This is a genomic window from Pseudarthrobacter sp. DSP2-3-2b1 (genome assembly GCF_049895945.1).
GTDB lineage: Bacteria > Actinomycetota > Actinomycetes > Actinomycetales > Micrococcaceae > Arthrobacter.
The window spans coordinates 22,704-38,448 of sequence record NZ_JAFCTI010000013.1; the positions used below are offsets into that span (position 1 = coordinate 22,704).

Here is a 15,745-nt window from a genome sequence, read left to right on the forward strand (position 1 = left end):
AACCCACTAAGTAATGCTTCCGCGCCCGCAACTGGACACGGAACGTGGACAAAGGGGTAAACGCGCATGGAAAACGATGGGATGACCCAGGCGGTCCGGGAGCCCGGGGCGGTGGAACTCATCCTGATCCGCCACGGCGAAAGCCAGGGAAATGTGGCGGCTACCGAGGCGTCGCTGGCGGGCGTCGAGGTGATTCCGGTGCCCGCCCGGGACGCCGACGTCACGCTGTCCCACACCGGGCAGGACCAGGCTCTGGCGCTGGGCAAGGCGTTGGCTGCGATCGCCGAAGAGTTAAGGCCCGACGCCGTGGTGTCGTCCCCGTATGTCCGCGCCCGCCAGACGGCGGAGATAGCCGTGGAAACCGCGCGCTGGCCGGTCACCGTGCGGACGGATGAGCGGCTGCGGGACCGTGAACTCGGCATTCTGGACATGCTCACCCGGCACGGCGTGGAGCAGAGACTGCCCGAAGAAGCCGAACGACGGCGGTGGCTGGGTAAGTTCTATTACCGGCCGCCGGGCGGCGAATCGTGGGCGGACGTGGTGCTCCGGCTGCGTTCGGTGCTCAACGAACTGAACAGCCTGGACAGTGGCCACCGCGTGATGCTGGTCTGCCACGACGCGCTGATCCTGCTGTGCCGGTACGTGCTGGAAGGGATGAGCGAAAAGGAGCTGCTGGACCTCGCCGCGGGCACCACCATCCTGAACGCCTCCATCACCAGGTACGTGCGCCCCGACGGCGCGGGCCCGTGGAAACTGGACAGCTTCAACGTGGCGGACCATTTGAGGGAGCATGGTGTGGAGGTTACGGAGCATGCCGGGGATGCCAGTGTCCATCCGCAGTGACGCCACCCCGGTCACCCCGTCCCTGCTGCGCGGTTGGCCGCTGCCTGCACCTGGGGAGGACAAGTACTCCCGCGGGTCCGTCCTGGTGATCGGCGGCGCCCGGTCCACCCCCGGCGCCGCCCTGCTTGCCGGCACCGCAGCCCTCCGCGCCGGGGCAGGAAAGCTGGTCCTTGCTGTGCCGGAATCGGTGGCCGTGCAGCTGGCCGTGGCCCTGCCCGAAGCTGGGGTGAAGGGGCTCCCGGAAAATGCCCAGGGCTCGTTGCGGCCTGACGGCCTGGACCGGCTTGCTGATGACCTTGAGAACTGCGATGCCCTGCTGATCGGGCCGGGCCTGGACGACATCGACCTCACCGAGGAACTGCTGGCAGCCCTGCTGGGAAACGGGTCCGCGCCGGTCTCCGTCCCGGTCTCTGGCGATGCCGCGATCATCCTCGACGCCTTCGCCCTGGGCTGCCTGCCCAGGCTCGAGGACCGGCTGGACCCGTGGCGGGGCCGGCTGGTCCTCACCCCCAACCCCACGGAAACGGGGGTGCTGCTCGGGCGGGACGTTGATGACCTCACGGCCGACGTCGTCGAGGTCGCCCGCCGCTATGACGCCGTGGTGAGCTGCCAGGGGCTGGTCGCGAGGCCGCCGGGCTCGGGGGCGCCGGGCTCGGGGGCGCCGCGCAGCGGGCCGGGCAGCGCGTCTGGCAGCGGGGCGCCGGAAGACGCCTCCCTCTGGGAGATCACCACGGGCTATGGCGGGCTGGGGACCTCCGGCAGTGGCGACGTGCTGGCCGGTGCGATCGCAGGGCTCCGAGCCCGCGGCACCACCAATGCGCAGGCCGCGTGCTGGGGCAGCCACCTCCATGCCGCGGCCGCCGACCGGCTGGCGAGCAGGCTCGGCCCCATGGGGTTTCTGGCCCGCGAACTGGCCGACCAACTGCCTGCCCTGATGCTGGAACTAAGTACCTGAGCCACTCCGACGTCTACTTGTGGTGTGCCGAGTGCTGGCGAGTTGAAATTAGAGTACTCACTACTCATGCATGCCGTCGCCCCTGCCACGTAGCGTCATTGAGTACTGCGGTACTCAGTCCGCAACGGCTTTTCGGGGGGCGGGTCAATGAGCTTGGAACTACACGCGGGCCAACCGCGCCAGCAGACCGGCGCCGGCGGACAATCCGTTGATGTGCTGCCACGCCGGGGCGTTAGTGTGCATTGGAGCAACGCCGCCCGGGGCCGCTCGGAGTTCCTGCTGGACTTCCGTGCCGACAGCGAGCGCGAATCGCTCCGCCTCCTTGCCTCCGCAGCAGTTGCAGAATTGGCCCGGGGTGCAGGCCGTGCCCTCGATTGCGCAGTGTCGCTGGTCCGGCCGGGACGGACACCACTGACGTCTGGTACCACCAACGCTGCAGCAAGCCTCGCCAGGTGGGATCAAAGCCACGGTGATGGCCCCGTGTCCCAGGCGATGCGTGGCCGGCTGGCGATCATCGCCAACGACTTTTCCAGGGATCCGCGGTGGCCCGCGTACTGGCTGCCGCTCAGGAACGCCGGCTACCGGTCCGTGGTTTCCGTTCCCCTGGCCCTGGGGCAGGGATGCTCCGCAGCGCTGACGCTGCTGGCCGCCAACACCAACCGCTTCACTCCCTTAGTCCTTGCGGATGTGGTGGCCTTCAGCAGCCTTGCCGGCAGGAGTTTCCTGATGGCGGCAGAGGTCAGGGCAGCCCTTTCCACGGCTGGCCACCTGCGCGCGGCCATGGAGGGCCGGACCTCCATCGACATCGCGTGCGGCGTCATCATGGGGCAGAACCGGTGCTCGTATGAGGACGCCTTCAACATCCTTGCCAAGGCATCCAGCCACCGGAACGTCAAGGCCAGGGTAGTGGCCGACGCCATCCTCAAGGACCTTCCAGGCGGACCTCCCGCCACCCATTTCAAGGGTTGAGCGGTAATGGGTCACGGGGAGGGACGGCCATGACGCAGCATGACGGCAACGTCGCGCCCCTCCTCGACCAGTCAGTGCTGAGCAGGCTGCGTGCCGAGCTCGACGACGATGAAGGCGTCTGGAAGGTGTTCGTGCAGAACTTCATCGCAGCCCTCCCTCAGCGGACTGAACGGCTGCGCCTGACGCTGACCACCGGTGACCTGACCGGTGCACTCGATGCCACGCTGAGCCTCAAGACTTCCAGTCAGATGGTCGGCGCGGAACGCCTCGCAGGACTGGCCTTGGACCTCGAGCGGGCCCTCCGTGATGAAGCCCGGGAGAACGAACCCGGCATAGTTTTGCCCCGGCTGGCCACAGAGCACCTGGGCACGATCAAGAAGTGCGCGCGGCAGACCACATATCTCCTGCAGGATTACCTGCATCCCAAAAAAGACAGGAAGTGAACGGGGAAACCCGGAACCTTCTAATACGCTTCTGTGATGCCTCTCCTTATCGCTCCAGACGCACGCTTCCATTCTTCGTGGCTGGAAGGAGCCGCAGAATTTGACGGCGCGCGGCAGGACGGCGCCGGCGCCGAGGACTGGCCGTTGGAGGAGCTCAACGATGGCGGCTCGTTCCGCCGTTTCGTCGACGCGCTCCTGGCCGACGCGTTGCCGGCGAGCCCGCGGAAGCCGGGGTACGTACCCTGCACCTATTTGTGGATCGTGGAGGGTGGAACGTTCCTTGGCTCGCTGGCCATCAGGCACAAGCTGAACGAATTCCTCCTCGAGCAGGGCGGGCACATCGGCTACAGCGTGAGGCCCTCGGCGCGGCGTCGTGGCCACGCGTCAGCCGCGCTGGCCGCAGCCCTGCCGGTGGCCCAGACGTTGGGCATCTCCCGGGTGCTGCTTACCTGCGATGAGGACAACGCAGGTTCCCGGGCCACCATCGAAAAGAACGGCGGGGTCCACGAGGACACACGCAGGGGCAAACGGCGCTACTGGATCGAGTGAATCAGTTGGCCGGTTCGCAGGACCTGGCCGGAGCGTAACGGAGCCAGTCCGGCAGGGCGGCCTTAAAGACGCTGCGGATCGCGGGGGTGCTGACAACGGCCCAGTCCACCTTGCCCTTGATCTCCGGCTCTTCCCTTTCCCACTCGAACCAGTTGAGCATTTTCAGCTGCGGGAACCGCGCGGCCGTTGCGGGGTCGAAGACCTGGCCCCACCAGGCCTGCTTGATGGCAAGCTCGTCCGCTCCCCCGGCTCCCGGGACAAAGAATGCGGCGGTCTCGGGGATGGCGACTGGCTTGCCGTGCGCCACGCCGTAGACCTGGTAAAAGTCCGGAAGCAGGGTTTCCTCACCGGTGTCTCCGGCGTAGTTGCCGGTGAGCTGATCCGCGAACTTCGTGGGTTCAGGAAGCTCGTTTTCACCCCAGGGGTAGACGGCACCCCAGTGGTACAGGGACATGCCCACCCAGTCCACGGCGTCGTCACCCGGGTAGTACGGGGCGTAGGGATCGTCGTTCATGGTCAGGGCCCCGTCCGCGTCGGTATCCAGGGCGGCGAATTCGGGGGTCCCGGCTTTGGCTTCGTACTGCCCCCCGGCGAACGGATACCCTGCGCCGTAGCCCGGCGCCCACATCATTGCCGAGCCCGGTGCACCCTTGTGGACGGCGTCGGCGAGCGTCCGGAAAGCCTGGACATACTGTCCGGGCTGCTGGGACCACAGATTCCAGGAGCCGTTCATTTCCGGCGCGAACCGCACGAGGACAGGGACGCCGTCGTTATTGAACTCTGCAAGATCCGCTGCCAGGGCAGCCGCGGATTCCGGGGTGACATCGACGAGGCCGCCCGAGGGCTCCAAGGTCAGCAGCATAATCTGCGAGTGGGCGCGGATCTGCACCACAACCCGCTGGAGTTCGGTCTTCCCGTCCGCGTTGTAGGGGAAAGCGGCGGAAGTTACGTTCACAGCAGGTTTATGCCCCAGTTCGTAGGCGTAACTGCCCAGTGACTTGGCGTGCCAGTCCAGATTCACGCCGAACAAAGCACCGCTTGCGGGCACCAACGCCGCCCGAGCGGGTACCTCACACACTGGTGCAATAGCCGCGTTTTGCCCGGCCTGGCCTTGCTGGTTCCGCGCCTCCGACCTGGCGGACAGGCTGTTGAAGATCGTGATCCCGCCAACAAGGGCAGCCACGAGGCCTATGATCACCAAGCCCTGCCGGATCTTCGGGGAACCCGTCCGGCCGCCGGGGCCGTTACCTTGTTCCGGAGCCGTCCCTGACATGCACGCCACCCCCATCTGGCCGCCGCTCCCCAACCTCATTGTCGGAAATGCTCGGCATTCCGCAGAATACGCCAGACCTGCCCGGCTTTCCAGTGTCTTTTGCCGCTGGCGGCTCGATGAGCATCTGCCTTCTAGCCATTTCCGGCCCGGATCTGCTGTTTGTCTGCCCCTGACGCTACACTGAATGAATCGAACATATATTCGAATAAAGGTGTGTTGTGGGCGTAACCGTAGGTCCCCGTGTGATAGATGCGGGCATGTCGTTGTTGTCAGTGCTGATCTCCCCTGTCCCCGTCGCCGCGGGGTTTCCCTCGCCGGCGCAGGACTACTTTGACGGCCGGATCGACCTGAATGAGCACCTGATCAAGGACATCACCAGCACGTACGTGGTGCGGGTTTCCGGGGACTCAATGGAGGGTGCAGGCATCAGCGACGGCGACGAACTGATCGTCAACCGCGCCCTCGAACCGCGCGACGGTTGCGTCGTCGTCGCGGTCCTTGACGGGGAGCTCACGGTGAAGCGGCTGCGGATTACGGGCACCGGCGTCGTGCTTCAGGCCGAGAACCCCGCCTACCCGGACATCCGGGTCCCGGCCCTGGCGGACCTGGTCATCTGGGGCGTCGCTACGCGGTGCCTTCATCATGTCTAGGCGGCTGGGCGGCAGGGTCCGGCGCGGGCGCGGCGGAAAGCCGCACCATGCGGAGCTCGCGCACCCCGTCCTCCACATTCACGGTACCGTCAGCCACGAACCCGTGCTTGCGGTAGAAGGCCTGCGCCCTCGGATTCGGATCGGCTACCCAGAGCGCCGCAGAATCCTCCGGCCCGACGACGGCATCCAGGAGGGCCGCGCCGGCGCCGGTCCCGTGCGCAGCAGCAACGACGTACAGCACATACAGGTGCGTGGCCCACGGCGAGCCCGGGGTTTGCGGGGGCCCGGCCATCGCGACCCCGATCATGACTCCGTCACGCTCGGCCACCGCCACCCGGTTGGCGCGGTAGCGCTCATCGCTGAGCGCGGCGGTCCAGAACCGTTCCCGGACGGCGGGCAGCTCAGGATCATCCAGCACACTGTCCGCCATCACACCGCGGTACGTCTCGCGCCACGACAACACAATCACTCGCGCCATCTCGGCGGCATCCTCGACGCGGGCGCGGCGGACCTTCACCGGGTTATCCATAGCCGAAACTCTACCGAGAGCAGCAGCCCTGTCCGGCCGCCAGTTTTCGTGCCGCAACAAGCCCTTAAACACAGGCCGGGGCCATGAGCAAGCCGGCCGCGATGCGGCAGATGCCGCAGATCGCCCATGTGGACGTGAACTGCTTCTACGCCTCCGCCGAGCGCGCCTTCGATCCGTCGCTGGAAGGCAAACCCGTGGTGGTGCTGTCCAACAACGATGGCTGTGCGGTCACGCGTTCCCCCGAGGCAAAAGCGCTCGGCATCGGCGTGGGTGAGCCCTGGTTCAAACTCGCCCCGAGGGCCAAGGAGTGGGGGCTGGTTGCCCTGTCCAGCAACTACGAGCTCTATGGGGACATCAGCGCCCGGGTGATGGAACTGCTGGGCCGCTACTCCGCGTGGCTGGAGGTCTACAGCATCGACGAGGCCTTCCTCGGCGTCAAAGGCACACCGGCTGAACTACTGACCCTCGGCAGGGCCATGAAAACCGCTGTCCGCCGGAATGTAGGCGTGCCGGTCTGCGTGGGGATCGCGACGACGAAAACCCTCGCGAAGCTGGCCAACCAGTGGGCGAAGAACAATCCTGCCTTCGGCGGGGTCTGCCACTGGGACTCGGTGCCCGCCGTCGAACGGGAAGGCCTGATGGGGCGCCTGTCCGTGGTGGAGATCTGGGGCGTGGCCACCCGACTGACCAAACGGCTGAACGTTCTGGGCATTTTTTCGATTCTGGACCTTTGCCGCGCCGATCCTGTCATGATCCGGGACAGGTTCTCCGTGGTCATGATGCGCACCGTCCTGGAACTGCAGGGAACGCCATGCATCCCCATGGAGGAGGTGCGGATCGGGCGCGACCAGCTGATCTTTTCCCGCTCGTTCGCCACCCCCATCACCACGGCATCCGGGATCCGGCAGGTCATGAGCGTGTACGGGCAGCAGGCCTCGGCGCGGCTGGCAAAACACGGGCTGCAGGCCAAAGTCCTCACCGCATTCGCCGGCACCTCACACTTCAACCCCAAGGACACCGCCTACCCCTCGGTGTGCATCCCGCTGCCGATGCCCACGGCGGACCCGGTGATCCTGACCAAGGCTTCGCACGCGCTGCTGCCACTCATCCATGAAGGCGTCAAGTATGCCAGGGCCGGCATCATGGTCACTGATCTGCGGCCCACCGGCAACCAAGCGCCCCTGTCAATGTTCGAGAACCCGCATGAGGAACGCCGCATCGGATCGCTCCTGGAGGACGTAGCCCGCCGGTACGGCCGCGGCTCCATCGGCCTGGGCCACGCCGGCATCCGGGGCGGGCCGGACTGGACGATGAAGCGGGACATGCTCTCGCCCCGCTACACCACCCACTGGGACGAACTGCCCCTCGTTAAGGCGGCCTAGGTGGGCACCAACAGAGAGGGCCACCCGGCCCGGCTACGCCGTCCGGGACAGGAAAGCCCGGATGGCGTCGGCCATCGGTTTGGCCTGGGTCCAGTGCAGGTAGTGCCCGCCTTCCAGGGTGAGGATTTCGTGGCGTTTGACGTTCTTCAAGAGGTTTTCTGTAGACGCAGTCTTGGTCTCCAGCGAGCCGGACTTGTCGTCGGCAAGGAACGCCAGCACGGGCAAGTCATCCGGGTAGGTGACTCCCCTGAGCGCTGCCGCGTTGTTGGCGATCCGGGCAGTCTCGTCCGCGACGGCGGGGTTCCCGTAGTTCCAGCTTCCCATCAGGCGCATGCGTTGCAGCTCGTCCTCGGTATACGCGTCGCTGTCCGGGTTGACCACGTCAGGGGCCAGCCACGCAACGGTGCGGACCAGGCCGGTGACCGAGAGAGCCCGTTCCCAGTTGAAGCCTCCCTCCGGTTCCGGTACCGGGCCGCTCCCGGGCTTCGGTATTGAGGCGTCGAGGTGGATCACTGCAGACACCTCGGCCGGATACCTGTTGGCGTAGTCGAGCATGTAGAAGCTGGCGATGGAATGCCCTGCGAGGACGTAGGGCTGCCTGACCTGGAGTTTGGTCAGTGCTTCATGAAGTTCGGTGCTGATGTTCTCATTCGTCCGCGGACCCGCTTCCATGTCGCTGTAGCCGTAGCCGAATCCCTCCACCACCATGGCGTCGAAGCCGCCCAGTTCGCGGACCAGCGGAGCGAAGTCGAGGCCCGGGGCAGGGGTTCCCAGGCCGCTGAGCAGGACAATCGGCTGGCCCCCGTTCCCAGTCCGGTAGACGTTCAGGGCGCCGCCGCTCACTGCCACGCGCTCCCCGTAGGGTTTGATGCTCGATTTCTCCGCCGGCTCCAGGATCAGGTTGATCACTGTGGAGGCGAGGACCAGCCCCAGGATGACAAGCCCCACGATGCCCGCGGCACGCAACGGGCGCCTGCGCTTTTTCCGGGCCCCTGAATCCGGAGCTTCGGTTGCCTTGGACGTCCTTCGAGCAAGTAGGCGCATGATGGGGCCTTTCCAAGTGGTGGACCCCAGCACCCTTGTGGGATGGCCCCCGGCGATGCCGGGGGCCACCGTAACGGGAGGTGCAGCGCTTGCTGCCGGTGCGCTCTTTAGCGCTGTGGCGTGCACGCAATGGCTAATCGCCCCAAAAGGCAGTCAACGATAGCGTCTGTACTTCCCGGTCCTGTGTTGTCTGAAGCTGGACTACGCGGCAATCTGCTGCTTTGCGCCCTTCGCCTCGATCTCAATTTTACGCGGTTTGGCCTTCTCGGCGACAGGAATCCGCACTGTCAGGACACCGGCGTCGTACGTTGCCTTGACGTTGTCCGTGTCCAGGGTGTCCCCGAGCATCAACTGGCGGCTGAACACGCCGCGCGGCCGCTCGGAGGCAATCAGCTCGGTGTTCCCGCCCACCGGCTCAGGGCGCTCGGCCCGCACGGTCAGGACATTCCGTTCCACGTCCAGATTCAATGAATCCAGCTTCACACCGGGCAGATCAAAGGCCACCACAAATTCCTGGTCCTCCTGCCACGCATCCAAAGGCATCGCTGCCGGACGCGCTGCCGTACCGAGCACCTGCTGGGCCAGCCTGTCCAGCTCACGGAACGGATCGGTTCGCATCAACATGGCTTCCCTCCTAGTAAGAGACGGTCCAACACATCCACCAGCCGATCTGTATTGGCTGATGTAGATTTTTTATAGCACTGGCGGCAGGTTGTTGCAAGACGCCCTGAAAGACATTTTTGTATTCCGCACCCGTTCTGTACCCGTAGGTCTTCCATACGCTAAGCATGCTTAGCATAATTGTTTGTGCTGGGACCAATTCACCGGAACAGGAGCAAGCACCATGGCAAATGTGCGAACCACCGAACACAAGACCACCCTCCAGCGCGCGGCCCAGGTGGTAGGAGCCGTCTTTCTGCTGGTGGGCATCCTGGGATTCATCCCGGGCGTGACCACTAACTACGAAAGCATGGCTTTCGCCGGACACGGTTCAGGTGCCCTCCTCCTGGGCATCTTCCAGGTGTCCATCCTGCACAACATCGTCCACCTGCTCTTCGGCGTGGCAGGCATCCTGCTGGCACGCACGCACGCGCAATCCCGGGCGTACCTGCTGTATGGCGGCGCGATCTACCTGGTCCTTTGGCTGTACGGCCTGCTGATCGGGCACGACACCCCGGCCAACTTTGTCCCCGTCAACAACGCTGACAACTGGTTGCATCTGGTCCTGGGCCTGCTGATGATCGGACTCGCGATCCTGCTGTCCCGGGAGACCACCGCGCGGCCCAACGCCGCAGGGGCCGGGCGCTAAAAGCCGGCTGAAGGGCTGAGCGCTGACAGCCTGGACACTGATAACCGGATACTGACAGCCGGCGCGGAGTCGGACTCCGCGCCGGCTCCGCACCGGGTTGGTAAGGCGCCGTATCAGCTGCCGGTAGTCAGCGACATGGCCGGGTCAGCTGCGCGTCGGATCCGGATGAAGTGGTGCGGGCCCCGGATCCGGGACGGGCAGCGGGCCTGGGGGTTCCGGCGTCGGGATGGGGCTTGGCCTTGCCGGGCCCGGGTGGCCGGGCTGGGTTGGGTCCGGCGAAAACGGGTCGGGGCCTGGTTCCGGCGGGAATGGCTCGGGTTCGTGCACTGGCGGGATGGTCATTGAACTTCCCCTCTCACGCTGGGCGGATGCGCCTTAGCGTGATCAGGATACGCCTGCCGCCTTTCTTGCTCTAGGAGGGTGAGCGCGGGGCCGCTGGCGAACTGCGGTTTAGTCTGCGGTTTTTCTGCGGATTCCCCCGGTACAGGGCCCGTGCGCCGCTGATAATTTCCGGGAATGGGCATTCTGTCGGCACTTCCGAGCGAGCGTTATCCGCCCAAACGTGCGCGCCGGCGTCGTCCGTTCCGGTCCTTAATGCTGATGCTTCTGGCCCTGGGGCTGATCATCCCCGCATTGGCCGGCGCCTACCTCCTTAACCTGGGCCGGATCATCGATTCCGAAACCACTAAGATCGCGAATGCCTTCCCGGACGAAGCCACCCGCCCGCAGCCGGCGGCGGCCACCGGCCCCCTGGGAAGGGGTGCTGGGTCTGCCGGCGCGGGGCCGGTTGCGGCGGGTTCAACAGCGGGTGCCGGCCGGTCCCTGAACTTCCTGGTGATGGGCAGTGACAGCCGCGGCGCCACCACCGAAGAGGCCACCGCGGGCACAGGCTCCAACCAGCGCGCAGACACCCTGATGCTTGTCCACCTTCCGGCTGACCGCAGCAAGATCTACTCCATCTCCCTCATGCGCGACCTGTGGGTGGGGATCCCGGAGCACGGTAAGGCAAAGATCAACGCGGCCCTGGCGTTCGGCGGCATCCCCCTGATGGTGCAGTCTGTGGAGTCCATTTTCGGCCAGCGCATCGATCACGTGGCCATGATCGATTTTGAAGGGTTCGTGGGCATGACCGACGCCCTGGGCGGTGTGCAGGTCAACATCCCGGCGCCGTTTGTGTCCGCCCACAAGCAGACCGCCTTCTCCGCAGGGCCAAACACCCTGGACGGCGAGCACGCCCTGGAATTCGTCCGCGAGCGCTACGCCTTCGCCGACGGCGACTACCAGCGGGTGCGGAACCAGCAGGCCTTCGTGCGGGCCCTGCTGGCCAAAAACCTCAGCGCCGAGACACTCCTCAACCCCGTCAAGGTCCACGGCGTGATCAGCTCCATGGCCCCGTTCATCAGCGTGGACAGCGGGCTGGATTCCGTCACCCTGGCAGCGCTTGCCCTGGAACTCAAGGACGTCCGGCCCAAGGACATGGTCATGTTCACGCTCCCCACCGGCGGCACCGGGACCTCCGCCGACGGCCAGTCGATCGTGCTGCCCGATCCGGCCGCAATCGGGGCACTCTCGGCCGCAATGGCCAACGGGACAATGGCTGACTATGTGGCCGCCAACGGCCTGGCGGGCGGAAACTGAGCGCCGCCGTCGTCCACTTGGACGCAGGGAGTGCAAGAGCGTCACCGGAAAAGCGGCAGGGAGTGCAAGAGCGTCGCCGGAAAAACGGCAGTAAGTGAGAGAGCGTGGGGGGGGTGGGCTCCCCCGGTAGCGAACGCGGACGCCATTGTCTGCCCGGCTCTATATATTGAAGGAATGACCCAGACTCCGCTGCAGGATTCCGCCAATTCCGCCGTCGCCGCTTCCGCCGGGCCGGTTGCGCCGCCCGTCGCCAAAAAGGTCCCGCACGAGCGGACGCACCACGGCGATACCTTCGTGGACAACTACGAGTGGCTGCGCGAAAAGGAATCCCCCGAGGTGGTGGCTCACCTGAAGGCCGAGAATGCCTACCAGGAGGCGGTCACTGCACACCAGGAGCCGCTGCGGGAGGCCATCTTCCAGGAGATCAAGGGCCGCACCCAAGAGACAGACTTGTCTGTCCCGAACCGGAAAGACGGCTGGTGGTACTTCAGCCGGTCGGCAGAGGGCAAGGAGTACGGCATCCAGTGCCGCGTCCGCGCCTCTGACACTGGCAACCCCGTGGCCGACTGGACTCCCCCGGCGGTGGAGGCCGGCGTCGGGATCCCCGGCGAGGAAGTGCTGCTGGACGGCAACGTCGAAGCCGAAGGCAAGCCGTTCTTCTCCGTGGGCGGCTCGGCCGTCACGGTGGACGGGAACCTCTACGCCTACGCTGTGGACAACTCCGGCGACGAACGCTTCACGCTCCACATCAAGGATCTGCGCACCGGCGAGCTGCTCCCTGATGTCATCGAGAACATCTTCTACGGCGTGAGCTTCTCTCCTGACGGAACGCGGATCTTCTACACGGTGGTGGACGACTCCTGGCGCCCGTACCAGGTCAAGTCCCACGTGCTGGGCACGCCGGTCACCGAGGATGAGGTGATTTACCAGGAGGACGACGTCGCCATGTGGCTGGGCTTTGAGCTCTCCTCCGACCGGCGTCACCTCGTGCTGGGCATCGGCTGCTCCGAGTACAGCGAGACCCGCCTGTTGCGTTTTGATGACCCGACGGCGGAACTCACCACGGTCATTTCCCGGGACGAGCGCGTGCTCTATGAGGCGGAGCCGTTTCTGCTCACCGGTCCGGGTGGCGACAAAGCAGAGCGCATCATCATCACGCACAACCGGAACGCCGTTAACTCCATGGTGTCCCTCGTTGACCCTGCCGAGCTCACCAAGCCGCTGGCCGAGCAGCACTGGGACACCGTCGTCGGGCATTCCGCCGACGTCCGCGTCAACGGCGCCGGCGTCACCTCCACACACCTGATCGTGTCAATCCGCAAGGACACCATCGAGCGCGTCCAGGTGATGGGCCTTGCCGGGCTTGGCACAGCCGCCCAGGAAGCACCGGTGGAGCCCGCCTTCGACGAAGAGCTGTACACGGCCGGAGTGGGCGGCTCCGACTACGAAGCGCCCGTGATCCGGCTGGGCTACACGTCCTACTTCACGCCGTCCCGCGTGTACGACTTCGTCCTGCCGACGCCGGCCCAGCCTGCCGGGGAACTGCTGCTGCGCAAGGAAAGTCCCGTTCTGGGCGGCTACGACGCCGGCGACTACGTTGCTACCCGTGAATGGGCGGATGCCGCGGACGGCACCAAGATCCCGCTCTCCGTGCTGCGCCACAAGGCAGTCAAGCAGGACTCGACGGCGGCCGGCCTGGTGTACGGATACGGCTCGTATGAGCTGAGCATGGACCCCGGCTTCGGCATTGCCCGGCTCTCACTGCTGGACCGGGGCGTGGTGTTTGTGATCGCCCACATCCGCGGCGGCGGCGAACTGGGCAGGCACTGGTATGAGGACGGCAAGAAGCTCACCAAGAAGAACACGTTCACCGACTTTGTGGATGCCACCGACTGGCTGACCGGTTCCGGCTGGGTGGATCCGTCCCGGATTGCCGCGCTGGGCGGGTCCGCGGGTGGGCTGCTGATGGGCGTCATCGCCAACCTCGCGCCGGAGAAGTACGCCGCGGTGGTGGCCCAGGTGCCGTTCGTGGACCCCCTGACCAGCATCCTTGATCCCGAGCTGCCGTTGTCCGCGCTGGAGTGGGAAGAGTGGGGCAACCCCATCACCGACCCCGAGGTCTACCGGTACATGAAGTCCTACACGCCGTACGAGAATGTGCGGGCCGTGGCATACCCCAAGATCGCGGCCGTCACCTCCTTTAACGACACCCGCGTGCTGTACGTGGAGCCTGCCAAGTGGGTCCAGGAACTGCGGAACAACACCACGGGTGCGGAGCCGATCGTCATGAAGATCGAAATGGACGGCGGCCACGGCGGCGCCTCGGGCCGGTACGTCCAGTGGCGCGAACGGGCATGGGACTACGCGTTCATCGCTGACTCGCTCGGCGCCACCGCACTGCTTCCGGGGGCCGGGCTGAAGTAGGACTTCCCGCCGCCCGGAGGCCCGGCTTCCGGGCGACGTGCCCTAGACCCCGCCGGGGTGTTACGCCAGCAGGTCCGCTTTGATAACTGGAAAACTGCCCATGTCGCTTAGTTGATTGAGGGGGATACAACCTAGGGCTTGTACAAGTTCTGGGTTGTTGTTATCGTAAATATGTCTTGGACAGTAGATCTGGAGAAGATCCAGAAATGGTTGGATGAAGACTCTTACGATGCAGTCGTTGCAGCGCTAGAAATCCTCGAAGACAAGGGTCCGAATCTGGGGCGCCCCCTCGTGGATACCATCCAACACTCGGACTACAGCAACATGAAGGAACTCCGGCCTGGGACCAAGGGCCGGGGAGCGATCCGCATCTTGTTTGCGTTTGATCCAAAGCGGCGCGCAATAATGCTCGTGGCCGGGAATAAGCAAAATAAGTGGAAATCTTGGTACAAGGAATTCATACCCAAAGCAGACAATCTGTGGAAAGAACATCTGGGGAGTATCAAAAATGACACCCGTATCACTAAGTGACCAACTCAAGCGCCGCCCTGCCAATCGAGGCGCAGTCGACGCGCTGAAAGCAGAGATGCTGCGTGAGGTTGAGGCCTATCGCCTAGCTGACCTCCGCAAAGAGTTGAACGTAAGTCAAAAAACCCTGGCGCAGCTTGCCCATATTAGCCAAAATCGCGTCTCTCAAATTGAACGAGGCGACATTGAGCATACGCAGATAGACACCATTCGAAAGTACGTTGAGGCCCTGGGTGGCACGATCGAGATTCGTGTCAAAATTGCTAACGAGAGCTACATACTCACATAGGCTCGTGAACCTCGGAACCCCCGTCAGGTCACGACAGTCACTGTCAGGTCCGCGAGGGTCCCGGCCGGAGACGTGCCCTAGACCCCGCCGGGGTGCTCGGCCAGCAGGTCCGCGAGGGTCTCAAGGTTCGCGCGCACCGTCCTGGCGTGGGCTTTCTCCACCAGCGAATCCGCCAACTTGCCGAACACGCCGCCAAAGCCGGAGTCCGCACTGACGCTGTAGACCAAGCGTGTCCCGTCGCCCTGCGGTTCCAGGCTGTTGGAGATGGCGAACTTGAAGTCCCCATCAACGGATTCGAAAGCCACCTTGTTCGGCGGCTCGATCTGGGTGGTTTCCGTGACCCAGTCGAAGTGCCTGCCCATGATCTTGCTTGTGCCCTTGGACCGGGTGCCTACCTCCACGGGGCCGTCTCCGATCTGTTCGGCACGCACTACGGACGAATCCCAGATGGGGATGTTCTCGCTCCTGATCAGAAAGTCGAAGACTTCCTGCTGCGGACGGGGGATGTAGACGCTTTCCTCGATGACGGCCATGTCGGTGCTCCTCGTCAAAAGCCTGGTGGCGGCTCGGCTCGGCCGGCCGGTAGGCTCAGCGCCAGTGTGGTCTGAACCGGATGGAGAGTCAACGCTGATTCCGTGACCTGTGAAACTAATCATGCTTACTATTGAGTTTCACGTCCGTGTTTCACGTCCGGTCCATCCGAAGGAGCAGGAATGCCGCTACGCAAGGGAACGTCCGTGGAATGGAACACGCCACAGGGGCCCACCCACGGGAAGATCGTGGAGAAGAAAACCAACGACTTCGAACTGGACGGGAACCAGCACCGGGCCAGCGAAGCGGAGCCCCAGTACGTGGTGGAGTCCGCCAAGACCGGCGCCCGCGCCGCCCACAAGGCTTCGGCCCTGACCGAGAAGGACTAG

At 64.9% G+C, this 15,745-nt stretch carries 18 protein-coding genes; 13 read left to right on the plus strand and 5 right to left on the minus strand.

Annotated features, from left to right (window positions below; translation table 11 throughout):
• The first annotated feature begins 66 nt into the window (after positions 1–66).
• The 5 genes from ACP7AX_RS15300 (at position 67) to ACP7AX_RS15320 (ending at position 3,759) form a co-directional block, all read left to right on the plus strand.
• On the plus strand, positions 67–843 hold the full coding sequence (locus ACP7AX_RS15300) for a histidine phosphatase family protein (protein WP_426227545.1): 777 nt from the start codon (positions 67–69) through the stop codon (positions 841–843).
• Entirely contained in the window at positions 821–1,798 is a 978-nt protein-coding gene (locus ACP7AX_RS15305; RefSeq protein WP_426227707.1) for an ADP-dependent NAD(P)H-hydrate dehydratase, read from the plus strand. Before ACP7AX_RS15300 ends, ACP7AX_RS15305 begins: the two co-directional genes overlap by 23 nt.
• Positions 1,799–1,945: 147 nt before the next feature.
• Positions 1,946–2,767, plus strand: a complete 822-nt coding sequence (locus ACP7AX_RS15310) for a GAF and ANTAR domain-containing protein (protein WP_426227547.1) — start codon at positions 1,946–1,948, stop codon at positions 2,765–2,767.
• A 29-nt stretch (positions 2,768–2,796) separates the two neighbouring features.
• Positions 2,797–3,210 carry an Hpt domain-containing protein gene (locus ACP7AX_RS15315; protein ID WP_131683785.1) on the plus strand — a complete coding sequence of 138 codons (414 nt, stop codon included), beginning with the start codon at positions 2,797–2,799 and terminating at the stop codon, positions 3,208–3,210.
• A gap of 36 nt (positions 3,211–3,246) precedes the next feature.
• Positions 3,247–3,759: a GNAT family N-acetyltransferase gene (locus ACP7AX_RS15320; RefSeq protein WP_426227550.1), complete on the plus strand. Its 513-nt coding sequence runs from the start codon at positions 3,247–3,249 to the stop codon at positions 3,757–3,759.
• A 1-nt stretch (position 3,760) separates the two neighbouring features.
• On the opposite strand, the gene ACP7AX_RS15325 is transcribed toward ACP7AX_RS15320, so the two are convergent.
• Positions 3,761–5,032 carry a glycoside hydrolase family 26 protein gene (locus ACP7AX_RS15325; protein WP_426227552.1) on the minus strand — a complete coding sequence of 424 codons (1,272 nt, stop codon included), beginning with the start codon at positions 5,030–5,032 and terminating at the stop codon, positions 3,761–3,763.
• A 218-nt stretch (positions 5,033–5,250) separates the two neighbouring features.
• Between ACP7AX_RS15325 and ACP7AX_RS15330 the strand changes: the two genes are divergently transcribed.
• Positions 5,251–5,682, plus strand: a complete 432-nt coding sequence (locus ACP7AX_RS15330; protein ID WP_426227554.1) for a LexA family protein — start codon at positions 5,251–5,253, stop codon at positions 5,680–5,682.
• Here ACP7AX_RS15330 and ACP7AX_RS15335 read toward each other — a convergent pair.
• Positions 5,657–6,211, minus strand: coding sequence for a GNAT family N-acetyltransferase (locus ACP7AX_RS15335; RefSeq protein WP_426227556.1), 555 nt, complete (start codon positions 6,209–6,211; stop codon positions 5,657–5,659). The two genes, ACP7AX_RS15330 and ACP7AX_RS15335, sit on opposite strands and share 26 nt — an antisense overlap.
• A gap of 83 nt (positions 6,212–6,294) precedes the next feature.
• Here ACP7AX_RS15335 and ACP7AX_RS15340 point away from each other — a divergent pair, with 83 nt between their 5' ends.
• The gene (locus ACP7AX_RS15340) at positions 6,295–7,593 is read left to right on the plus strand and encodes a Y-family DNA polymerase (RefSeq protein ID WP_426227558.1); all 1,299 of its coding nucleotides are present in this window, start codon (positions 6,295–6,297) and stop codon (positions 7,591–7,593) included.
• A gap of 33 nt (positions 7,594–7,626) precedes the next feature.
• Here the strand turns inward: ACP7AX_RS15340 and ACP7AX_RS15345 are convergent, their stop codons facing one another.
• Both ACP7AX_RS15345 and ACP7AX_RS15350 read right to left on the minus strand, forming a co-directional pair.
• Positions 7,627–8,637 carry an alpha/beta fold hydrolase gene (locus ACP7AX_RS15345; RefSeq protein ID WP_131683788.1) on the minus strand — a complete coding sequence of 337 codons (1,011 nt, stop codon included), beginning with the start codon at positions 8,635–8,637 and terminating at the stop codon, positions 7,627–7,629.
• A gap of 201 nt (positions 8,638–8,838) precedes the next feature.
• Positions 8,839–9,261 carry an Hsp20 family protein gene (locus ACP7AX_RS15350; protein ID WP_131683789.1) on the minus strand — a complete coding sequence of 141 codons (423 nt, stop codon included), beginning with the start codon at positions 9,259–9,261 and terminating at the stop codon, positions 8,839–8,841.
• A 220-nt stretch (positions 9,262–9,481) separates the two neighbouring features.
• On the opposite strand from ACP7AX_RS15350, the gene ACP7AX_RS15355 reads away from it, so the two are divergent.
• From ACP7AX_RS15355 to ACP7AX_RS15375, 5 genes are all read left to right on the plus strand, one after another.
• Complete coding sequence (locus ACP7AX_RS15355) at positions 9,482–9,946, plus strand: DUF4383 domain-containing protein (protein ID WP_131683790.1); 465 nt, start codon at positions 9,482–9,484, stop codon at positions 9,944–9,946.
• A 516-nt stretch (positions 9,947–10,462) separates the two neighbouring features.
• Complete coding sequence (locus ACP7AX_RS15360) at positions 10,463–11,584, plus strand: LCP family protein (RefSeq protein WP_131683792.1); 1,122 nt, start codon at positions 10,463–10,465, stop codon at positions 11,582–11,584.
• A gap of 174 nt (positions 11,585–11,758) precedes the next feature.
• Positions 11,759–14,008, plus strand: a complete 2,250-nt coding sequence (locus ACP7AX_RS15365) for a S9 family peptidase (RefSeq protein WP_426227561.1) — start codon at positions 11,759–11,761, stop codon at positions 14,006–14,008.
• A gap of 171 nt (positions 14,009–14,179) precedes the next feature.
• Positions 14,180–14,539, plus strand: coding sequence for a type II toxin-antitoxin system RelE/ParE family toxin (locus ACP7AX_RS15370; RefSeq protein WP_426227563.1), 360 nt, complete (start codon positions 14,180–14,182; stop codon positions 14,537–14,539).
• Positions 14,517–14,825, plus strand: a complete 309-nt coding sequence (locus ACP7AX_RS15375; protein WP_426227565.1) for a helix-turn-helix domain-containing protein — start codon at positions 14,517–14,519, stop codon at positions 14,823–14,825. Before ACP7AX_RS15370 ends, ACP7AX_RS15375 begins: the two co-directional genes overlap by 23 nt.
• 77 nt (positions 14,826–14,902) lie before the next feature.
• Here the strand turns inward: ACP7AX_RS15375 and ACP7AX_RS15380 are convergent, their stop codons facing one another.
• Complete coding sequence (locus tag ACP7AX_RS15380; protein WP_426227567.1) at positions 14,903–15,358, minus strand: SRPBCC family protein; 456 nt, start codon at positions 15,356–15,358, stop codon at positions 14,903–14,905.
• 180 nt (positions 15,359–15,538) lie between these two features.
• Between ACP7AX_RS15380 and ACP7AX_RS15385 the strand changes: the two genes are divergently transcribed.
• Positions 15,539–15,745 carry an HVA1 family protein gene (locus tag ACP7AX_RS15385; protein WP_131683795.1) on the plus strand — a complete coding sequence of 69 codons (207 nt, stop codon included), beginning with the start codon at positions 15,539–15,541 and terminating at the stop codon, positions 15,743–15,745.